Genomic DNA, 20668 nt, shown 5'->3' with positions numbered 1-20668 from the left:
ATTGCGATTAAATTTCACCCAAAGATAAGGAAGTGGAAGATGTGAAGAAGAATGTCATTGTTGGGACGATTGTGCTTCTTTTCCTGATGATCGTCAGCTCCTACACGATATTTTACCGAAGCCAGCAGCCGATGTTGCAAGCGGAAAAAGAAGCAACCGCCATTGCGGAAACGAACGCCAATATCCAAAAAGTCCAGGATTTTTATTGGTACAATGGATCGGAGACGTATTTCACACTGGCTGGCATCGATGACAACAACGAAGAATTGTATGTCATCATCAAGAAAGACGGCGGTGAAACCACTATCCTGAATACGGCGGAAGTCATCACCGAAAGTGAAGCCAAGTCAATCACTCAGGCGGACAAGAACCCTGAACGGATTCTGGAGGCAAGACTGGGGATAGAGAACGAAGAACCGGTTTGGGAAGTCACCTACAAAAATGCAAATGATACGATTGGTTACTATTTGATATCCGCTATTTCTGGTAAATGGCTCAAAGATATAGAAAATATATAAATTGGAGTGATTGAGATGGTAAAAATTTCTGAGAGAATGAAAAAAATAAGCGAATCCCCGACATTGGCGACATCAGCTAAAGTCAACGTCATGAAAGCGCAAGGGAAGGATGTCCTGAACTTGACCGTAGGGGAACCGGACTTCGATACGCACGTTTCTATTCTGAATGCTGCAGTAGAGGCGATCCAATCAAACAAAGCAAACCACTACACCCCGACTGCCGGTATCCTGCCATTGCGTCAAGCGATTGTGGATTATCATCAGAAATATGACGGAGTCACTTTCGCCGTCAATCAAGTCATCGTGACTGAAGGTGCCAAAAATGCTTTGTTTGCGTTATTCCAGGTCATTCTTAATCCCGGAGATGAAGTCATCGTCCCTGCGCCGTACTGGGTGAGCTATACGGAGCAAATCAAATTGGCGGGTGGCGTCAACGTGCTTGTCGAAACAGCGCCTGAAAAAGGCTTTAAACTGACTGTGGAAGACCTGGAAAAACATCGCACCGAAAAAACGGTTGCTTTGCTCTTGAATTCGCCGTCGAACCCTACCGGTATGATCTATACGCCTGAAGAATTGAAGGCGATCGGCGAGTGGGCGGTTGAACACGATGTCCTGATCATTGCCGATGAAATATACTACCGACTGACTTATAACGGGAATAAAGCCATCTCAATCGCTTCACTTTCAGAAGAAATCAAGAACCAAACGATCATCATCAACGGAATTTCCAAAACCTACGCAATGACAGGCTGGAGAATCGGGTATGCAATCGGAAATGTAGAAATCATCAGCAAAATGATTGAACTGTCCAGCCATTCGACAAGCAATCCTGCCGGACCGAGCCAATATGGCGCACTGGCTGCTTTGACCGGACCGCAGGATTTTGTTGAGGAAATGCGTGCAGCACTCGAAGCGCGACTGAATTTTTTCTATCCGCTTGTAGCAAGCATTCCTGGTTTCAAGGTAACGAAACCTCAAGGAGCCTTCTACCTGTTCCCGAATGTGAAGGAAGCCGCCGAGATGTGCGGTTTTGAGGAAGTGAAAGACTTTACGCTGGCTCTGATCGAAGAGGCTAATGTCGCTTTGGTTTCAGGCGATGGTTTTGGATACCCTGATTACGCCAGAATAAGTTATACTGTCAGAGAAGAACTACTCGCAGAAGCAGTAGACCGCATCAAAAAATTTATCGAAACCCATAAAAAATAAACTTTTTTTGTGGAAAAAGGGGTAGACTAGATTGACACTTATCACAATGGATCAAGCGAAAGAATATTTAGGGCAGGAGATTTCCATTGGTGCTTGGGTAACCAACAAAAGAAGCAGCGGAAAGATCGCCTTTCTGCAATTACGTGACGGCGCTCATTATTTCCAAGGCATCGTTATGAAAAATGATGTCGGAGAAGAGTTGTTTGACGTCGCAAAATCGCTGACGCAAGAAACTTCTTTGATCGTCAAAGGGATCATCCAAGAAGATACCCGTTCGAAGCTTGGTTACGAATTGCTCGTCACCGGTATCGAAGTGTTGGGAGAAAGCCAAGATTATCCGATCACACCTAAAGAGCACGGGACAGATTTCCTGATGGACCATCGTCATCTCTGGCTGCGTTCATCCAGACAGCACGCCATCATGAAGATTCGGAACGAAATCATCCGCGCCACTTACGAATTCTTCAATCAAGAAGGCTTCATCAAGGTCGATCCGCCGATTCTGACCGGCAGCGCACCTGAAGGGACGACCGAGCTGTTCCACACCAAGTATTTCGATGAGGAAGCATACTTGTCCCAGAGTGGCCAGTTGTACATGGAAGCGGCAGCGATGGCCTTCGGAAAAGTATTTTCATTCGGCCCGACATTCCGTGCCGAAAAATCGAAGACGCGCCGCCATCTGATCGAATTCTGGATGATGGAGCCGGAAATGGCTTTCATGCATCAGGACCAAAGTCTGGAAGTCCAGGAAAAGTATGTCGCGTATCTGGTCCAATCGGTGCTGGACAATTGTGATATCTACTTGGATACGTTGGAGCGCGACAAGGAATTGCTGAAAAAATACACGCAATTGCCGTACGAGCGCATCAGCTATGATGATGCCGTGGCCTTATTGAACGCCAACGGATTCGACGATATCGTCTGGGGCGATGATTTCGGTTCGCCTCATGAAACCTTTATCGCAAACCAATCGGAAAGACCGGTATTCATCCTTAATTACCCGAAAGCGATCAAGCCTTTCTACATGAAAGAGCATCCGGATCGTCCGGAAGTCGTTCTGTGCGCGGATATGATCGCTCCGGAAGGATACGGAGAAATAATCGGCGGCAGCGAACGTGAAGTGGACTACCAACGCCTAAGCGAACAGATCGAAAAATTCGGGCTGAGCAAAGATGACTATTCATGGTATTTGGATTTACGCAAATACGGTTCAGTGCCTCATTCCGGATTCGGATTGGGACTCGAAAGAATGGTGACTTGGATCTCCGGAACCGAACACATCCGTGAGTCGATTCCGTTCCCTCGTCTACTGAACAGAATCTACCCTTAACCAGGGCGTTTCGCGAATCTGAATTTAATCACAACAGAATGGGAGTGGGGCAAATAGCAGCTATTTGTTCCACTTTCTGTTTTTCCAAAGGAGTTTTTTGATAAGATGTCATACAATGAATTAACCAAATGGATTGAATCGGGGCAGACGCTGATCCCTAATTTTTTGCTGCAGAACTACAAAAGAATCGGGCTTGCGGATACGGAATTCATCTTTGTGCTGCAGCTGAAAGCTTACATCGATAAGAACATACCGTTTCCGAATCTGGCACTGATTGCCGAAAATATGGGCATTGCCGAAAAGGATGTCTTTTCTTTGCTGCATAATCTGATGCAGAAGCAGATGATCTTGATGGAGACGAAAAATGATCTCGCCGGCAAAGTGGAGGATTCCTATTCCTTGGATCCGATCTACCAACGGCTTTTCCAATTGATGGAACGTTCCGAGAAAAAACAGCCCATCCAGCAACAGGGTAAGAATATCATGACCATGTTCGAGCAGGAATTCGGGCGGAACTTATCGCCCATCGAGATGCAGACCATTGCGAGCTGGATCGACATGGACCACTATCCGCTTGAATTGATCGAATCAGCCTTGAAAGAAGCGGTGTTGAATCGCGTCTACAGCCTGAAATACATCGACCGCATCCTTTTGGCCTGGGAGAAGAAAAACATCAAGAGCGTAAAAGATCTGATCCAGCAGCAATCGACGCGGCCCCAAAGCAATCAGGACAAGTTCGATGAAAAAGCAAGAACGGATGCGCCGATGGAAGTGCCGCTGTACAATTGGCTGGACACTGACGCGGACGCATAGGTGGGGTGAAATATGTTATCGAAAAGAAAGACTGTAGAAGCACTGGATGAGATGGCGGCGCTGTTCCCGAACGCGCAATGCGAACTGCTTCATCGGAACGTGTTTCAGCTGTTGATTGCGACGCTTCTCAGCGCCCAGGCAACGGACGTTTCCGTCAACAAAGTTACGCCAAGCCTGTTCGGCCGATTCCCCACGCCCGAGGCTTTCGTTGCGGCCCCGCTCGAGTCGATCATGCAAGAAATCAGGACGATCGGCTTATACAGGACCAAAGCCGCCAATATCCAAAAATGCTGCAAAATGCTGCTGGAGGACTTTGGCGGCGAAGTACCGCGCACTCTTGATGAATTGACCAAGTTGCCCGGAGTGGGGCGCAAAACAGCAAATGTCGTCATGAGTGTCGGTTTCCATATCCCGGCGATCGCGGTGGATACCCATGTGGAACGGATATCCAAACGACTGCGCATCGCTCCCCAGAAAGCATCGGTTCTGGAAGTGGAAGAGTTGCTGATGAAAAAAATTCCGAAGGAGCGATGGTCCGATGCGCATCACCAGATGATCTTCTTCGGCAGGTATCATTGCACAGCCAGAAACCCCAAGTGCGACATTTGCCCGTTGCTTTCGATGTGCCAGGAAGGGCAGAAGCGTTTGGGTTTGAAATGAAACGGATCTGAGTAGCTTTCGGCATCCGGAATAAAAAAACAGCCATCTCCTTTATCGGGAGCTGGCTGTTTTTTTATGGATTCTGGTTTGCTTCTTCGTCATCTTGTGCAGCGGAGGATGCTTGATCGCTTTCCGCTGAAGAGCTGGATGATGAAGATGATGATGAGGAGTCGCTTGATGCCTTGTCCTTATCTTCGTCATCCTCTTCGGATGATTCTTGCGCCGGATCGGCGATGGTCAACTGGATGGTTGAAGCAGGGGATGTGCTTGAGCCGACTTTGACGAGCAACGAAATCGTGATTGTGCCTTTGTCAGGATTATCAATGACGACTTTGGTGTCTGTTGTCGTTTCGGATGCGCCGCCTGCTGTCACCGTGTATTGCGCTTGTGCGTTGGAGTCGGTGCCGCTGGCTGAATATTTATCCCATTCGACGGTCAATTCGTCCTTGTCGGTATTGTAGCTGGCCTTCAATCCGGAAGGCGCCAATAACGTCACACCGTATTTCTTGGATGTGGAAGTAGGTTCCGTTCCTTTGACGAAAAGTTCTGTGGCAATCAGGCTGCTCGGCGTATTTGGACCGGGCTTCATGATCGGATCCGTGTACTTTTCGATTGAGACTTGGCTGACCGATGCGGGCAGTGTCCAATCGGCATAATCGGTATCCTCGGAGACATAGGACATCAACTCACGATAAATATCGCGCGTCAGACTTTGAGTCTGGTAATCCAAAAAGTTTCCGTATTCCTTGGAATTGTCATAACCGACCCATACCGAAATGGAGTAACTTGTCGAATATCCGGCAAACCAAGCATCAGGAGCGGCATAAGGCACGTTCGTCCCGCCGACTGCCGCCAATTCATCATCCGTGTAGTTGGTTGTACCGGTTTTACCGGCCTGAGGCAAGCCGGATATCTGGGCGTTCTTAGCCGTTCCTTCGGTGATGACGTCCTTCAGCATGTCGGTGATCATGTAGGCCGTGGATTCCTTCATCGCTTCGGTTCCGGTCGGTTCGAAGGTGAATTCTTCGCCTTCAGCAGTCGTCACGGATTGGACCGTATAAGGCTCGTAGTAAGTGCCCCCGTTGGCGAAGGCAGCATAAGCTGCAGAAAGCTCGATCGGTGTCGCTTCGCCGCCGATGGCATTGGATTCAACCAAATATTCCTGGTCATCGTTTGTGATCGTGATGCCCAATTTTTGCAGGAACGAAAAGGCGTTATCCGCGCCGACTTCCTGGAAAGTCTTCAATGCCGGAATATTGCGCGAATCGACCAAGGCTTCACGGATGGTCTGGTCGCCTTTGTACTCGTTGTCGTAGTTGTTTATTTCGCTGCCATCGGAGTAGCTGTATTCCTCGTCGACGACCAATGTGCCTGTCGAGTAATCCAAGTATTCGATTGCCGGTCCGTAGACCGCCAATGGTTTCATTGTCGAACCGATGCTGCGCTCAAGTGTGGAGGCGCGATTGAGTCCAAGCTGGACATTCTGGTTGCGCCCGCCGATGACCGCTTGGATGGCGCCGGTGTTGACATCGACCATGGAAACACCGGTCTGCAGCAGATCGTCAGGGAATTCGATATAGTCGTAAGTATTCACGATATCGTACAGATGTTGTTGCGCATCCATATCGATGTTGGTCGTGATCGTCAGTCCGCCTTCGTAGACGTCCAAGCCGGTTTTCTCCGTGACTTCATCGATGACAAGTTGGATATAAGGGTCGATCACCAGTGACGTGTTGACATCGCCGGTGTGATCGATGATGCTGCCTTCTATCTGAACAGTCTTAGCTTCAGCGCTTTCCTCGGCGGTGATTTTTTCGTTCTCTACCATCATGTCCAGAACAAGGTCGCGTCTGGCTTGCGTGTCCGTTGGATTGTTGATCGGGTCATACAGTGAAGGGGCTTGCGGCATGCCCGCCAAAGTGGCTGCTTCAGCGAGCGTCACATCGGTGATGGATTTTCCGAAAAAGTATTCAGCGGCTGTGCCCATGCCGTAGACGTTGTTGGACATGTAGACTTTGTTGATGTAGAATGCCAAAATCTCGTCTTTCGTATATTCGCGTTCCAGCTGCATGGACATCCAGGCTTCCTGCGCCTTTCGTTCCAATGTCTGGTCTTCGGAACTGGTTGAAAAATAGGATAATTTTATCAATTGCTGGGTGATGGTGCTTCCGCCTTGCGAGATGCCGCCTTGCTGGAGGTTCGCGAACAGGGCCCCGATGATCCGGATTGGATCGACACCGTTATGATCGTAGAAACGCTGATCCTCTATCGATACGATGGCGTCCTTCAAGACTTGCGGGATTTCTTCAGCCGTGATCAATGTCCGGTTCTGATCGTTGCCTCCGATTTCCTTGATCTCGTTTCCGTCCGCGTCCAAAATGGTCGATGCCACCGTTCCGACCAACTTCTCTTCGGTCAGTTCGGGAGCGGAAGAAACATAGTAGAAGAAGAGGCCTGCTCCGGAAGCGAGTCCGATAATCCCCAAGGCCAAAACACCGAAGAAAATTTTCTTCCAGAGCGGCATCCCAGTTTTCTTCGCCTTCGTTTTCGTTTTCGCTTTCACGGCCGTTTTGCGTGGGCCCTGTGTTGTTCCGTTCTTCTTCCTGTTGTTTGCGCGTGATCGTGTATTATTGCCTTCATTCGGCATGTGGTTCACCTCTTAATTATTTGATAGTGCGTTCAAGCATTTTATCCACTGCATCCAGATAATCCAGTCGGGGATTGAATCCGTATGCCACTTCGATCCCATTGTCCTCAATAAAAGCCAATGGAATCGATTTACGGCCATTATTCAATGTATTCTCCCAAAAGTCAATCAGATAGGAACTGTTCAGCAAGAAAACGCGGTTAAAGCAGGAAAAACGGATCAGTACGAACGTGATTCCTTGCTGTTGGATACACCTTTTCATGTGGACAATCTGGTGCTCGTGGAAGTTGCTCAAAGGTATGGCTGTCTTATTTTTTGTTTCTTTCGCCTCAAAGTCAAGATATAGCCCTTTATAGACGCCATTATAGTCGGTAGTGGAGGACTGCCGATAATAGGCTTCTTTTATGACGGCTGCGCTTCTTTTGGGGTAATCCACTTTGACGACTTGGATAGGCGTCGGCTTTTTATGGATGACGGCTTTCCCTGATGAAAGGTAATGCTCATTGCTGCTGTTGATCTCTTCTTCAAGCGTCATTCCCCGATTGCTGTATACGAAGTCTTTCCTCTTTGCAGTTTTCGGTATATGCGACTCGGCATGGAACTTTTTGCCGTTCGGATAATTTACGGCCACTGACGATCACCCCCATTGAATGATTATACCAAAAACATATGCTGAAAGAAATCTAAGAAAGCATTAAAATCGAAGGCCAAAGCGTTGATAGCGGGCACATTTTTTGCACGAATACGGAATAATTAAGCACTTTTTGTTTACAACACCGCTTTTCTAGTGTAGTATTGGAGAGTGTGCAATATCAAATTAATTGCAATAAAATCAAGATTTTTGGAGGAAAGTAAATGACTGCAAACTGGGAAAAAACAGGCACTAACGATGGTGTCTTAACATTTGAAATTTCAGAAGAAATCATCAAACAAGAAATGGATAAGGTCTTCAACAAAGTGAAAAAGAACGTTTCCGTTCCTGGATTCCGTAAAGGTAAAGTTCCTCGTCACGTATTCAACAATATCTATGGTGAGGAGTCTTTATTCGAAGATGCATTGAATGGCGCTTTGCCTGATGCTTATTCACAAGCTATCGAAGAAGCTGGATTGGATCCTGTTTCTCAACCAAAAATTGACATCAAGAGCATGGAAAAAGGCCAACCTTGGGTCATCGCTGCTGAAGTTACAGTGAAACCTGAAGTGAAGCTTGGAGAATACAAAAATCTTAAAGTTGAAAAACAAGACCGCGTCGTTACAGATGAGGATGTAGAAAACAACTTGAAAGAAAAACAAGAGCGTCAAGCTGAATTAGTCCTTAAAGAAGAAGGCGCAGAACTTGGCGACACAGCTGTAATCGACTACGAAGGATTCGTTGACGGTGTGGCTTTTGAAGGCGGCAAAGACCAAAACCATTCTTTAGAGTTGGGATCTAATCAATTCATCCCAGGTTTCGAAGAACAATTGGTCGGCGTTAAAGCTGGAGAAGAAAAAGACGTTGTCGTGACTTTCCCTGAAGATTATCAAGCTGAAGATCTTAAAGGAAAAGAAGCTACGTTCAAAGTGATCGTACACGAAATCAAAACAAAACAATTACCTGCTTTGGATGACGAATTCGCAAAAGATGTCGACGAAGAAGTAGCGTCATTGGACGAATTGAAAGCTAAAATCCGCAAGGAATTGGAAGAAAGCAAAACGGCTGCAGCTGATGAAGCTGTTCAGGACCTGGCTTTGAGACAAGCAGTGGCAAATGCTGAAATCGTTGAATTGCCGCACGTAATGGTTCACGATGAAGTGCACCGTCAAATGGATCTTTTCCTGAATGATATGCAACGTCAAGGAATCTCTCCTGAATTGTACTACCAAATCACAGGTACTACTGAAAAAGACTTGCACGTCCAAATGGAAGCTGATGCTGATGAACGCACGAAAACATCACTAGTGTTGGAACAAATCATCAAAGACGAAAACATCGTCGTTTCTGAAGAAGAAGTCGCTGCAGAAATCGAAGAGTTAGCAAAACAATACAACATGGATGCAGACCGTGTCCGCGGATTGGTCAGCCCTGATATGTTGACTAACGATATCCAAATGAAGAAAGCGATGAGCATCATCACTGATTCAGCAATCGAAGAATAAGAAAAATTGAAACAGAATAAAGAGATCGGGACATTGTCTTCCATAGTCAGTGTCCCATCTGTTTATATTCAGGGATATATTCGGGCTGTAACCCCACAAGGTAAACGAATCATATTCTTTTTCAATTTTTCCTTTCTGTGTTAAGATGTAAACCGTTCGAAAGCGGTCAGGATCAGCGCGCAACAACTATTGGCGGATCCTGGTAAGTTCTGCTGGATCGGAAAGTAAGTATATAGGGAGGAGAATGATTGTGTTCCATGATGAAAGTGTCGGGACAATACATTGTTCATTCTGCGGAAAATCTCAGGACCAAGTGAAAAAGATCATTGCGGGGCCGGATGTATATATTTGTAATGAGTGTGTAGATCTATGCAAAGAGATCATCGAAGAAGAGATCTATGCACCAAGCGAAGCCGTATTCACCGAGGTGCCAAAGCCGCAGGAAATCCAAAAGATTTTGGGCGAATATGTGATTGGCCAAGAAAAAGCCAAACGGACGCTGTCTGTAGCGGTCTATAATCACTACAAGCGTATCGGCCAAATGAGCATGATGTCAGAAGATGATAATGTAGAGTTGCAAAAAAGTAATATTTGTTTGATAGGCCCGACAGGTTCGGGTAAAACGTTCCTTGGCCAAACATTGGCGCGTATCCTGGATGTCCCATTTGCGATTGCAGACGCGACAAGTTTGACGGAGGCCGGCTATGTTGGGGAAGATGTCGAAAATATCCTCTTGAAGTTGCTTCAGGCTGCCGAATTCGATGTCGAACGGGCTGAACGGGGAATCATCTACATCGACGAGATCGATAAAATCGCCCGTAAAGGTGAAAATGTATCGATCACAAGAGACGTAAGTGGCGAAGGGGTTCAACAAGCGCTGCTTAAAATTTTGGAAGGAACTGTTGCGAACGTTCCACCGCAAGGCGGCAGAAAACACCCGCAGCAAGAGTTCATCCAAATCGACACGACGAACATCCTGTTCATCGTTGGGGGTGCCTTTGACGGCATCGAAACGATCGTGAAAGAGCGTCTTGGCGAGAAAGTCATCGGGTTCGGCTCACCTCAAGCCAAACATTTGGAAGACAAGAGCATCATGCAGCAGATCATACCGGAGGATTTATTGAAATTCGGTTTGATCCCTGAATTCATCGGTCGTTTACCGATAATGGCTGCGTTGGAAAAGTTGACAGAAGACGATTTGGTTCATATTCTGACACAACCAAAAAATGCCTTGGTAAAACAATACAAAAAATTACTTGAGTTGGATGGCGTCGAATTGGTATTCGAAGATGACGCATTGCGCTCCATCGCCAAAAAGGCACTGGAAAGAAACACGGGTGCCCGTGGATTGCGCTCCATCATCGAAAACATCATGCTGGACATCATGTTTGATATCCCTAGCAGAGATGATGTCGTGAAGTGCGTCATAACGGATAACATAGTGAACGGCATCGGTGCGCCGATGCTGTTCGATGAAGACGGCAAACAGGTCAACTAAACATGAGCTTGCGTTTGAAGTCCGGCGAATCAGACAATTTCCAATCTGATTTCCGGATTTTTTCGCATAATCAGGGCAGTCGGTTGCAGAAATAGTTTTAAGCGTCGTTTCAATTGCAGACGGCTTTGAAAAGGAGTGGAAATAAATGCACGTAAAAGATGCGGAAATCGTAATGAGCGCGGTCGATCCCAAACAATATCCAACCACCGGCTTTGCTGAAATCGCCTTGGCGGGACGGTCCAACGTGGGCAAGTCATCGTTCATCAATAAACTGATCAATCGCAAAGCGTTGGCACGGACATCAAGCAAACCAGGGAAGACCCAGACTTTAAACTTCTACTTGATCAATAATTCATTTTATTTTGTGGATGTTCCGGGTTACGGCTATGCGAAAGTTTCGAAAACGGAACGGGCGAAATGGGGCCAAATGTTGGAGACGTACTTCACGCAAAGGGATACGTTGCGACATGTCTTTTTGATTGTCGATTTTCGTCACGAGCCTACCGAAGACGATATTCAAATGAAGGATTTCATCGAATATTATAATCTTCCTTATTCGGTCATCGCCACCAAATGCGATAAAATACCGCGTGGGAAATGGAATCAACATTTCTACCGCATCAAAAAAGCTTTGAATCTTCCGAGTGATGAGTCCTTGATCATGTTCTCAAAGGAGACGGGTGAAGGTTTTGAAAAAGCCTGGACCTTCATTGAGGGAATATTGGCTGAGTATGATGAAGCGGCACAGGAATAGAGATAAACAAGAGAAAAATAATGGGCAATATCCTACTATTGGATGTTGCCCATTCTTCGTTCATTCGTTATGATGGGATAGACAAGGTGCTTGTCGTCAAACGAATAGGACAGGGGAGGGTAATATGGGGACTGAAAAAAAACTAAGCCGTTACACGACTGAAGAAAAAAGTTGGATCATGCAGGATTGGGCGAATTCGGCATACTCCATCATGATCACAACGGCGGTATTCCCTTTGTATTTCAAGTCGATCGCGGAAAGTGGCGGATTGACGGACGCTGACTCGACGGCGTATTGGGGCTATGCGAATGCGGCCGCTACTCTTGTTGTGTCGCTGCTTGCGCCTGTACTGGGAGCTGTCGCGGATTACAAAGGCTTCCGCAACCCGCTGTTTACGGGCTTTACATTGGCCGGTATTTTCGCAACGATCGGGTTCGTATTTGTGCCTGCTGCAAATTGGCTGTTTCTGTTGGGACTGTACATGTTGTCTGTTGTCGGTTTTTCCGGAGCGAATATCTTCTATGACGGCTCCTTGATGGACGTGACGACCGATGAACGGATGGACCGCATTTCCTCTGCGGGATTCGGCTGGGGTTATATCGGCAGTTCCATCCCTTTCGTCATCTTCATTTTTTTCCAATTGACCGGCATTTTGCCGGTGGGCACGAGCGGCATCGTGAAGGGTGGCTTCATCCTTACTGCGCTTTGGTGGTTCGTCTTCACCATCCCTTATTGGAAGAATGTCAAACAGAACTACTACATCGAAAAAGAACCGCGCGTGATCCGCAAGAGTTTCATCAGGTTATGGGAAACGCTGAAGAACATCAAGGAATACAGACAAGCCTTTTTATTTTTGTTGGCTTATTTCTTCTATATCGACGGGGTTGGGACCATCTTCAAAATGGCGACTGCGGTCGGGTCGGACATCGGCCTCTCTTCGAATGAACTGATCGTTGTCATGCTGGTTGTCCAGTTCGTGGCCTTCCCGTTCTCCATCCTGTACGGCCGAGCATCCAAACGGTTCGGCAACAAGAACATGATTTTTGTGGGTATTGTAACCTACATTTTCATCTGCATCTACGCTTTGCAGTTGGACTCATTGCTGACATTCATCATTTTGGCTCTGCTTGTGGGTACAGCCCAAGGAGGCGTGCAGGCGTTGAGCCGATCCTTATTCGGACAACTGATCCCAAAAGAGCGAGCGAACGAATTCTTCGGATTCTATAACATCTTCGGGAAATTTGCGGCTGTGGTCGGCCCGCTGCTTGTAGGACTCATCTCGCAGCTGACCGGTAACTCGTTGGATGGGGTTTTTGCCCTGATCATCCTGTTCGTGATCGGCGGGATACTGCTGTTTTTTGTGAAAGCCCCGGTTCTGCAAGGAGAACAGCAGATTTAACCGCTTTGACGACCGTCTGAGAAAATATTTGCATGTGTTGCACAGATGTGGTAAAATTTATTTTGCATCTTTATGCGCGTTTTTATAAAATGAAGATATTTCTTCAAGGTGGGAGACATTTGGCAGAACGTATTTCAGAAGAAAAATTAGCGCAGATCAGAACCGAAACTAATATTGTTGATGTCGTCAGCCAATATGTACAACTAAAAAAAAGAGGCAAGAATCATTTTGGATTTTGCCCGTTCCATGACGAGAAGACCCCCTCTTTTTCTGTAGCAGAAGAAAAACAGATTTTCCACTGTTTCAGCTGCGGAAGAGGAGGGAATGTTTTTACTTTTTTGATGGATGTCGAGGGTATTTCATTCGTTGAAGCAGTCATTAAGACAGCCGAATTGAGCAACATTGAGTTGGATTTCTCGTACGAAAACCATGCGCAGGATAATCCGCTGCAGTCAAAGAAAGAAAAACTGATCCAAATCCATGAGGAAGCGGCGGCTTTTTACCATCAAGTCCTCATGAATACCGTTACGGGGCAAGCTGCGCTGGATTACATGATCCAACGCGGCTTCACGCCGGAGACACTGAAAGAATATCAAATAGGTTTTTCTCCATCCAATCGGACGGCGCTCTTTCAAATGCTGAAAGCGAAGGCGTTCGATGAAGGACTCCTTCAGGAAAGTGGTATTTTCACGGATAGGCAAGGCCAAAACGAACTTTTCGATCGATTCTCAGCCCGGATCATTTTCCCGTTGCGGAACGCAAAAGGAAAGACTGTCGCTTTTTCCGGCCGGATTCTGCAGGCTACCCCTGCGGATGACACAGGTTACCATGAAGCAAAATACCTTAACAGCCCAGAAACACTGTTGTTCAACAAACGGGATTTCCTTTTCAACTTCGACAAAGCCCGCAGTGAAATCCGGAGACATTCAGAAGTGATCCTTTTCGAAGGGTACATGGATGTCATATCCGCTTGGCAAGCGGGGGTTAAAAATGGCGTCGCCTCGATGGGAACCAGCCTGACGGATGAACAGAACCGGATATTGACGAAGACGGCCGATAAAATAGTCATTGCCTATGATGGCGATCGTCCCGGTGTTGAAGCGACCAAGCGCGCCATAGAAATATTGGAACGCAACAAGCACTTCGATATCTCGATTTTTCCGCTGGAAGCAGGTATGGATCCGGATGAATACATCCAGCAGAAAGGTCCGGAGGCATTCGTCAAGGCACTGAAAAACAGCCGGGAAACAGTCATTCAGTTCTATTCACGCTACCTCAAGATGAACCTGAACCTGGATTCCGAAAAAAATCGCATCACTTATATCGAAACCATGCTTAAGGCGTTGGCTCCCTTGGATTCATTGATCGAAAGAGAGCTTTACATGAAGGATATCGCGGATGAATTCAGCATTCCGGTGGATATCCTGCAGAAGCAATTGAAGGGGTACCAACAAGAAGTGCTCCAGCAGCGGCCTGAACGCGAGCCGGTCAGGCGAACCGCGCCGCATGATGCCGCCCCTCATGCAATGTATCCAAGCACGAACAAACGCAAAGTGAGCCAGGCAGAGCAAAGTGAAAAGCAACTGCTTTACCGTCTGTTTCATTTCGAGGAAGTCTGGTCGTATCTGAATGAGATTGACGCAAATTTCAATTTCATCCACGATGACTATCAGACGATCTACATTCTGTATGAAGAGTTTTTCAGGCAGACTGGGTTGGTCGGGAATATCGACCAATTTTTGGACCGCATCAACAATCAAGCTCTTCAAAATGTGATTACGGAGATTGAATGGTTCCAATTGGATTCGGAAGTCACCTATCAGGAAATTCAGGATCTCGTCCATATCATCCGCGATAAGTCGTCCCTTCAGGACCAACTGACCAAGAAACAGGCAGAAATGAAGGAAGCCCGAAAGAAAAATGACAACGAGCGTCTGAAGACAATCATGTTGGAAATCGTTTCCCTCTCAAAAGAATTAAAAGCAACAAAGAAATAACCCGCATCGAATGGAGGAATCATTTTATGGCAATCGAAAAAAATGATCAAGGTTTCACGTTAGAACAGGTAACCAAAAAGCTGATCGCAGAACACAAATTATTGGGGTCCGTCTTCTACGACGAATTGGCCGATAAGATAGCTACACCTTTCCAATTGGACGCGGATGCAATGGATAAGTTGATACAAAAAATGGAAGACGGCGGTGTCAGTGTCGTAGACGCAGACGGCGGTCCGACTGCCCGTCAACTTGCCAAAGAAACAGTGAAGCCTGAAAAACCAGCAGCAGCCAAAAAGGATGAAGAAGAAGACCCGATGGCTGTGCCTCCCGGAGTGAAAATCAACGACCCGGTCCGCATGTACCTGAAGGAAATCGGCCGTGTGCCTTTGCTGAACGCAGAGGAAGAAGTCAATTTGGCTCTCCGCATCAAAGAAGGCGATCAAGAAGCGAAGCAACAATTGGCTGAAGCCAACTTACGTCTGGTCGTTTCCATCGCAAAACGTTATGTGGGCCGCGGGATGCAATTCTTGGATCTGATCCAGGAAGGGAACATGGGTCTGATGAAAGCTGTCGAAAAATTTGACCACACCAAAGGGTTCAAATTCTCCACCTACGCAACTTGGTGGATCCGTCAAGCCATCACCCGTGCCATCGCCGACCAAGCCAGAACAATCCGTATCCCTGTGCATATGGTTGAAACTATCAATAAATTGGTTCGTATCCAACGACAATTGCTGCAGGATCTGGGACGCGAACCGACACCGGAAGAAATCGGTGCCGAAATGGACCTTCCGACTGAAAAAGTCAGAGAAATCCTGAAAATCGCTCAAGAGCCCGTTTCCTTGGAAACCCCTATCGGGGAAGAAGATGATTCCCATTTAGGCGATTTCATCGAAGATCAGGAAGTCCTGAGTCCGGCTGACCATACTGCCCAAACGCTTCTTAAGGAACAACTTGAGGAAGTGTTGGACACTTTGACCGACCGTGAAGAAAACGTCCTGCGTCTGCGTTTCGGCCTTGATGACGGCAACGTGCGGACTTTGGAGCAAGTGGGGAAAGTATTCGGCGTTACCCGCGAGCGGATCCGTCAAATCGAAGCGAAAGCTTTGCGCAAACTGCGCCACCCGAGCCGCTCGAAACAATTAAAAGATTTTCTTGAGTAATAAGCGCCCTAACCCGAGGTATTGCACTCGGGTTTTTCTTATGCCATTTTTCGGAACGATGTTAGGATTAATGGGATATATGAAATGGAATTATGCTAAAATAGAATTATCAGCAAAAATGGAAATGGAGGGATAAGGTTGAACAATCAACAATTATCCGTAAGACTCGAGACGGTCGCAGGTTTTGTGCCGGAAAACGCCAGACTGGCGGACATCGGCTCGGATCACGCTTATTTGCCTTGTGTTTTGGCAGCGCGCGACGTCATCAGTTACGCATTGGCAGGGGAAGTTGTGAAAGGCCCCTTCGAATCGGCAGCGGAGCAAATCAGAACATCAGGAGTCGGCGATCGCGTCAGCGCCAGACTTGGCGATGGCATGGATGTGATTGAGCCGACGGATCATATAAACGTCGTCACCATCTGCGGGATGGGTGGGGACTTGATTTCCAAAATTCTGGAAAAAGGCAGACTGAAAGATAAATTGGTCGGTGTGGAACGGTTGATCCTTCAGCCCAATAATGGAGAAAAGAAACTGCGTGAATGGTTGATTGCCCACCAATACAAAATCATCGACGAAACGATCTTGGAAGAAAACGGAAAGATTTATGAAATCATTGTTGCCGAAAAGGCAGAGACGCCAGAAAACTACACTGATCTGGAATACAGTTTCGGCCGTTTCCTGCTTCAGACAAAAAATGAAACGTTCCGCAAAAAATGGTTATCCGAAATCGACAAGTGCCAATACATATTGGACAGCATGCAAAAAGCAAGCAATGATCTGAACGAAAAAGAGCAGCAAGTGATCAATAAAATCAATGAAATTAAAGAGGTGCTGAAATCATGAAAAGCATTACTGGTTATGAATTCATCGAGTTATTCGAATCGCATGTTCCGACTTGGCTGGCAGAGGAGGGGGATCCGGTAGGCCTCCATCTGGGCGACTTGAGCCGTCCGGTCCGCCGTATATTGGTGACGCTTGATGTCCGTCCGGAAGTCGTTCAGGAGGCCATCGAGAAGCAAGTCGATTTCATCTTCTCCCATCATCCGCCGATCTACAGACCGTTAAAAAATCTGGACGTTTCAGACAAGCAAACAAAGATGTACGTGGATCTGCTGAAACATGACATCAGCGTCTATGCGGCCCACACGAATCTGGACAATGCGAACAACGGGATGAACGATTGGCTCTCTGAGGCGTTGGGGCTTTTGGATGTGGAAATCATGGACGTCACGAAGCGCGTGCCAGTGAAAAAAATATCCGTCTGCGTGCCGAATGCGGAATGCAATCATGTCCGTTTGGCCATGACAGATGCTGGCGCGGGGAACATTTCCGACGAATACAGCCATTGCTCTTACGAAGCGCAAGGAGTTGGCCGCTTCACGCCGCTTGAAGGCGCGAAACCTGCCATCGGCCACATCAATGAACCTGAAGCGGTGCAAGAGAAGAAAATTGAGATGCTCGTCGAAGACAAATACTTGGCGGAAGTATTGGAGGCGCTGTATGAATCGCATCCTTACGAAGAACCCATCTACGAAATCTACACGATCAATAATTTCCAGCGCGAATACGGTCTGGGAAGGGTCGGCAATTTAGCCTTGCCGATGTCGCTGCGTTCCTTCATCCAGTACGTGAAGGATGTTTTCCAGATCGAAGGCATGCGCTTCATCGCAGCCGATTTGGATCAGACAATCACCCGCGTTGCCATCTGCGGCGGGGATGCCGGCAAATATTACCGGAAAGCAATCAAAAAGGGTGCGGATGTCTATATCACCGGCGATGTCTACTATCACACGGCCCACGATATGCAGGCTGATGGGCTGACCGTCATCGACCCGGGTCATCACATCGAACAGATCTGCAAACCGAAATTATTGGAATTATTCAATGTATGGAAAAAAGAAAATGAATGGGATCTGGAAGTCATCGCTTCCGAAATCAACACGGATCCTTTCATTTTCGACAGTCAATTGTGAGAGGATGTCAATGAATGCAAGGAAAATTAGTGGACCGTTTTTTGAAATACGTTAAATTCGAGACAAGATCGGATGAAAAAAGCCCGACAGTGCCTTCTACCCAAAATCAGGTGGAATTCGCAAAAACTGTTTTGATTCCAGAACTGGAAGCCATCGGACTTTCGGATATCCAATACAATCCTTCCAATGGCTTCGTGACGGCACTTTTGCCGCGCAACTCCGAAAAAGCGTTCCCTGTAATCGGGTTCATCGCCCATATGGATACAGCTGATTTTGAAGCAGCCCATGTCAATCCGCTTATTTGGGACCATTATGCTGGCAACGATCTGATCTTGGATGCTGAAACACAGCTGATTCTTTCACCGAAGGACTTTCCTTCTTTGAAGAACTACATCGGCCAGACTTTGATCACTACTGACGGGAAAACGTTGCTGGGTGCGGACGACAAAGCCGGCATCGCCGAAATCATCACAGCGTTGGAAACAATAAAAGCAGCGGATAATTTGGAACACGGGGACATCAAAGTCGCTTTCGGACCGGATGAGGAAATCGGCCGTGGAGCTGATCTTTTTGATGTGGCTGGCTTCGGCTGCGATTTTGCCTATACGATGGATGGCGGACCATTGGGAGAACTTGAATTTGAAAGCTTCAATGCAGCGCAAGCTATTGTGACGATCCATGGCAAAAATGTGCATCCAGGCACTGCCAAGGACACGATGGTGAATGCAATCAAATTGGCCATCGCGTACGATAGCGCTTTGCCGCAAAATGAAGTGCCTGAACAAACCGAAAAGCGCGAAGGGTTCTATCATCTGTTGGGCATTGAAGGCAATGTGGAAGAAAGCAAGATGACCTACATCATCAGGGACCATGACAAGGAGCTTTTTGAGAACAGGAAAACGACCATGCTTACGCTGGCTGAACGCATGAACAAGGAATTGACTGAAGAACGCATCACCATCGAAATGCACGATCAGTACTACAACATGGGTGAAGTGCTGAAAGAGGATATGCGTCCAGTCGATTTGGCGGAAGCAGCGATGAAGTCAGTGGGGATCACCCCGATCATCGAACCGATCCGCGGCGGGACGGACGGATCCAAGCTGTCCTTCATGGGTCTGCCCACTCCGAATATTTTTGCCGGGGGAGAAAATTTCCACGGACGTTACGAATTTGTGTCTGTCCAATCAATGGAAAAGGCCGTTGCGGTCATCGTGGAAATCATCAGACAAAGTCAAGGATACGGAGAACAATGAGAAATCCAGTGCTCGTTTACTTCATCCTGGCGAACCTCGTGCTATTCATTTTGATGGGCATCGATAAAAAGAAAGCGCGGCAAAAAGCTTGGCGCATACCGGAACGCAATCTGCTCCTGCTCGGATTTTTCGGTGGCGGCCTGGGCGGACTGCTGGGGATGCATCACTTCCGCCATAAGACGAAACACCTGAGTTTCAAGGTAGTCTTCGCTTTGGGAACTGTTTTAACAGGAATAACATCCTACTTCTTATACCTATGAAAACAAAAAATGCCGCTATTTCCCATTCGGGAGATAGCGGCATTTTTTTCATTTGTTTTTCATCAGGAATTGGAGGGATACGGCTTCGGGGCCGGCGTGGGTCATGACGCTGGCGCTGGCGTAGGACGTGTACATCTGGGCGTTGGGGAACGCAGCCTTCAGCATGTCGATGATTTGGTTCGAATATTCCGACAGGCCGACGTGTGTGATGCCGATTGCTTCAACATCCAGGTATTTCTGCTTCAGCTCTCCGATGATCTCTTCGTAGCGCTTGACGATTGCTTTTGTGCCGCGGCCTTTGATGTCGGTAGTCAATGCGCCGTCGATCATTTTCAGGTTGGCTTTGATGTTCAGCAGCGTTGTGATGCGGCCCATCGTTTTTCCGATGCGTCCGCCTTTGACCATGTTTTCCAGGTTGACGATGCAGATGTAAAGCAGGGTGCGATCCTTGACGGCAGTGACCCGAGGCAATGCTTCCGCCACTGTCAATCCTTCAGCGGCACACTGGGCCGCTTCCAATACTTGAAAGGCGGCGGCTCTGGCACAAAACTTCGAATCGATGACGGTGACTTTGCCATGGGCTAGTTTAGCCGCCTGGTGAGCAGAATTCACGGTTCCGCTCAGTGTTTCGGTTACATGGATGGACAAAACTTCGCTGCCATCAGCCGTCAATTCGTTATATTTATCCAAAAATGTGCCCATGGCTGGTTGGGATGATTTTGGCAATTCCTTGCTGTTCATCATTTTTTCAAGAAACTCGGGTTTGGTTATGGTGACGCCGTCGTAATACAGCACGTTATCGATCATGGATGAAAGCGGGATTACGGTGATTCCATATCTGTCAATTTCTTCTGCGGACAATTCCGTTGTGGAATCGGTCACAATTTTGAAGTTTGGCATGATGATTCTCCTTCATTGCAGTCTTATTTCCTTAAGCATAGCAGATTTTCCAGGAAAAGTAACGCAGTTATCACTATGATTGTAAGCATATTCTTCTAATGTTGATGTTTTTTCGTGTAGAATAGATTATGCTATAATAGGTTAGTTGTAGAAGAAAG

The 20668-nt window shown here is 47.2% G+C and carries 18 protein-coding genes; 15 read left to right on the top strand and 3 right to left on the bottom strand.

Features of this window, described 5'->3' with window-relative positions:
- Positions 1 to 41: 41 nt before the first annotated feature.
- The 5 genes from PH235_RS01600 to nth all read left to right on the top strand — a co-directional run bounded on the left by PH235_RS01600 (position 42) and on the right by nth (position 4527).
- Entirely contained in the window at positions 42 to 518 is a 477-nt protein-coding gene (locus tag PH235_RS01600; RefSeq protein WP_106448609.1) for a cell wall elongation regulator TseB-like domain-containing protein, read from the top strand.
- Between the two features lie 15 nt (positions 519 to 533).
- Complete coding sequence (locus tag PH235_RS01595; RefSeq protein WP_272160730.1) at positions 534 to 1724, top strand: pyridoxal phosphate-dependent aminotransferase; 1191 nt, start codon at positions 534 to 536, stop codon at positions 1722 to 1724.
- A 46-nt stretch (positions 1725 to 1770) separates the two neighbouring features.
- Positions 1771 to 3054: an asparagine--tRNA ligase gene (gene asnS, locus PH235_RS01590; RefSeq protein WP_272161030.1), complete on the top strand. Its 1284-nt coding sequence runs from the start codon at positions 1771 to 1773 to the stop codon at positions 3052 to 3054.
- A 105-nt stretch (positions 3055 to 3159) separates the two neighbouring features.
- Positions 3160 to 3867: a DnaD domain-containing protein gene (locus tag PH235_RS01585; protein WP_272160729.1), complete on the top strand. Its 708-nt coding sequence runs from the start codon at positions 3160 to 3162 to the stop codon at positions 3865 to 3867.
- 12 nt (positions 3868 to 3879) lie between these two features.
- Complete coding sequence (gene nth / locus PH235_RS01580) at positions 3880 to 4527, top strand: endonuclease III (protein ID WP_272160728.1); 648 nt, start codon at positions 3880 to 3882, stop codon at positions 4525 to 4527.
- A 73-nt stretch (positions 4528 to 4600) separates the two neighbouring features.
- Here the strand turns inward: nth and PH235_RS01575 are convergent, their stop codons facing one another.
- Both PH235_RS01575 and recU read right to left on the bottom strand, forming a co-directional pair.
- Positions 4601 to 7174: a PBP1A family penicillin-binding protein gene (locus tag PH235_RS01575; RefSeq protein ID WP_272160727.1), complete on the bottom strand. Its 2574-nt coding sequence runs from the start codon at positions 7172 to 7174 to the stop codon at positions 4601 to 4603.
- A 16-nt stretch (positions 7175 to 7190) separates the two neighbouring features.
- Positions 7191 to 7805 carry a Holliday junction resolvase RecU gene (gene recU / locus PH235_RS01570; RefSeq protein ID WP_086985094.1) on the bottom strand — a complete coding sequence of 205 codons (615 nt, stop codon included), beginning with the start codon at positions 7803 to 7805 and terminating at the stop codon, positions 7191 to 7193.
- A gap of 224 nt (positions 7806 to 8029) precedes the next feature.
- Here recU and tig point away from each other — a divergent pair, with 224 nt between their 5' ends.
- The 10 genes from tig (at position 8030) to PH235_RS01520 (ending at position 19610) form a co-directional block, all read left to right on the top strand.
- A complete protein-coding gene (tig, locus tag PH235_RS01565) occupies positions 8030 to 9310 on the top strand; it encodes a trigger factor (protein ID WP_272160726.1) in 1281 nt (426 codons plus the stop codon).
- 244 nt (positions 9311 to 9554) lie between these two features.
- Complete coding sequence (clpX, locus tag PH235_RS01560; RefSeq protein WP_272160725.1) at positions 9555 to 10808, top strand: ATP-dependent Clp protease ATP-binding subunit ClpX; 1254 nt, start codon at positions 9555 to 9557, stop codon at positions 10806 to 10808.
- Positions 10809 to 10953: 145 nt separating this feature from the next.
- Complete coding sequence (gene yihA, locus PH235_RS01555) at positions 10954 to 11562, top strand: ribosome biogenesis GTP-binding protein YihA/YsxC (RefSeq protein ID WP_086628034.1); 609 nt, start codon at positions 10954 to 10956, stop codon at positions 11560 to 11562.
- Positions 11563 to 11686: 124 nt separating this feature from the next.
- A complete protein-coding gene (locus tag PH235_RS01550) occupies positions 11687 to 12961 on the top strand; it encodes an MFS transporter (RefSeq protein WP_272160724.1) in 1275 nt (424 codons plus the stop codon).
- A 119-nt stretch (positions 12962 to 13080) separates the two neighbouring features.
- Positions 13081 to 14958 (top strand): DNA primase, encoded by a 1878-nt coding sequence (gene dnaG, locus PH235_RS01545; RefSeq protein ID WP_272160723.1) that lies wholly within the window; start codon positions 13081 to 13083, stop codon positions 14956 to 14958.
- Between the two features lie 26 nt (positions 14959 to 14984).
- Positions 14985 to 16121 (top strand): RNA polymerase sigma factor RpoD, encoded by a 1137-nt coding sequence (gene rpoD, locus PH235_RS01540; RefSeq protein WP_086628032.1) that lies wholly within the window; start codon positions 14985 to 14987, stop codon positions 16119 to 16121.
- Between the two features lie 138 nt (positions 16122 to 16259).
- Positions 16260 to 16964 carry a tRNA (adenine(22)-N(1))-methyltransferase gene (locus PH235_RS01535; protein WP_272160722.1) on the top strand — a complete coding sequence of 235 codons (705 nt, stop codon included), beginning with the start codon at positions 16260 to 16262 and terminating at the stop codon, positions 16962 to 16964.
- A complete protein-coding gene (locus tag PH235_RS01530) occupies positions 16961 to 18094 on the top strand; it encodes a Nif3-like dinuclear metal center hexameric protein (RefSeq protein ID WP_272160721.1) in 1134 nt (377 codons plus the stop codon). The genes PH235_RS01535 and PH235_RS01530 overlap by 4 nt, the downstream gene beginning before the upstream one ends.
- A gap of 14 nt (positions 18095 to 18108) precedes the next feature.
- A complete protein-coding gene (pepT, locus tag PH235_RS01525; protein ID WP_272160720.1) occupies positions 18109 to 19350 on the top strand; it encodes a peptidase T in 1242 nt (413 codons plus the stop codon).
- Positions 19347 to 19610 (top strand): DUF1294 domain-containing protein, encoded by a 264-nt coding sequence (locus PH235_RS01520; protein ID WP_272160719.1) that lies wholly within the window; start codon positions 19347 to 19349, stop codon positions 19608 to 19610. The genes pepT and PH235_RS01520 overlap by 4 nt, the downstream gene beginning before the upstream one ends.
- A 48-nt stretch (positions 19611 to 19658) precedes the next feature.
- On the opposite strand, the gene PH235_RS01515 is transcribed toward PH235_RS01520, so the two are convergent.
- Positions 19659 to 20510 (bottom strand): DegV family protein, encoded by an 852-nt coding sequence (locus PH235_RS01515; RefSeq protein WP_272160718.1) that lies wholly within the window; start codon positions 20508 to 20510, stop codon positions 19659 to 19661.
- Between the last annotated feature and the right edge of the window lie 158 nt (positions 20511 to 20668).

Source organism: Trichococcus sp. K1Tr, from assembly GCF_028309625.1.
Taxonomy (GTDB): Bacteria; Bacillota; Bacilli; order Lactobacillales; family Aerococcaceae; genus Trichococcus.
The sequence above is the reverse complement of the archived record's forward strand: the minus strand, read 5'-3'. Positions and strand labels throughout refer to the sequence as shown.